1 protein-coding gene is annotated in these 1,194 nt (G+C 67.2%); it reads left to right on the top strand.

All coding sequences use genetic code 11. From position 1 onward, the window contains the following. Positions 1-1,194, top strand: a 1,194-nt coding sequence (locus tag J0A65_RS23685) for a condensation domain-containing protein (RefSeq protein WP_206596736.1), incomplete at both ends; no start/stop codon positions are given.

Raw genomic sequence — 1,194 nt, 5'->3', positions numbered from 1 at the left:
GCTACCACCTGCTGTGGACCTGCCACCACCTGATCTCCGACGGCTGGAGCAGCGCTCGGCAAGTGGGTGAGGTGCTGGCACTCTACCGGGGTGAAACGCTGCCGGCGCAGTTCGGCCAGTACCGCGACTACATCAACTGGCTGCAGACTCGGGACGCCGCCGCCGGTGAGCGCTTCTGGCGCGAGCGCCTGGTCTCGCTCGACGAACCGACCCTGCTGGCTGGTGCGTTGGGGCATGCTGCCGCAGAGCCTGCGCGTGAGGTGCACGGCCGTTTGAGCGCCGAGCTGACCCGTGGTCTGCAGCAATTTGCCCAGGCCCAGCGTGTGACTCTCAACACCCTGTTGCAGGGTGCCTGGCTGCTGCTTCTACAGCGCTACACCGGGCAGGCGAGACCCTGCTTCGGCGCCACCGTCGCCGGGCGTCCGGCTGAGCTACCGAGTGCACAGAGCCTGCTCGGTCTGTTCATCAATACCTTGCCGATTGCCCATGAAATTCAGCCGCAATGGGCCGTTGGCGACTGGTTGCGAGATCTGCAAGCGCTCAACCTGCACGTTCGCGAGTTCGAGCACAGCCCGTTGCACGATATCCAGCGCTGGGCCGGGAAGCCGGGCCAGGCGTTGTTCGACAGCATTCTGGTGTTCGAGAATTTTCCCATGGACAGTGCGCTTGCTGGCGGCGGTGACAGCCTGCGCGTACTCGGCCAGCGCCCGGTCGAGAGCACCCATTTCGCCCTGGCCCTGGTGGCCAGTGCTGACGAGTGCCTGGATATCCGTTACGCCTACCGTGCCGACCGCCTGGCGTCCAGTCAGGTGGAGCGCCTGCGTGAGCACTTCGAGCGCTTGCTGCTGGCGATGGCCGAGAGTGCCGAGCGCCGTCTGGGGGATTTGTCGATGCTGGCAGGCGCGGAACGCGAGCAGCTGCTTGGTGGCTGGAACGCCACCGAGGCGGCGTTCCCCGATGGTGTGCAACTGCAAGCGCTGCTGCAGCAGCAGGCCGCGCAAACCCCGGACGCCCTGGCGCTGCAGTTCGGCGCGCAGCGCCTGAGCTATCGCGAGCTGCACCAGCGCGCCAACCAGCTGGCACGCTGGTTGCGCGCTCAAGGTGTGGGCCCGGACGTACTGGTGGGGGTGGCGGCCGAGCGCAGCGTCGAGCTGGTGGTGGCCCTGCTGGCCATCGTCAAGGCCGGTGGCGCCT

It is taken from the genome of Bowmanella yangjiangensis (assembly GCF_017255015.1).
Classification (GTDB): Bacteria; Pseudomonadota; Gammaproteobacteria; order Enterobacterales; family Alteromonadaceae; genus Bowmanella; species Bowmanella yangjiangensis.
This window is presented reverse-complemented; position numbering and strand designations above follow the sequence as displayed.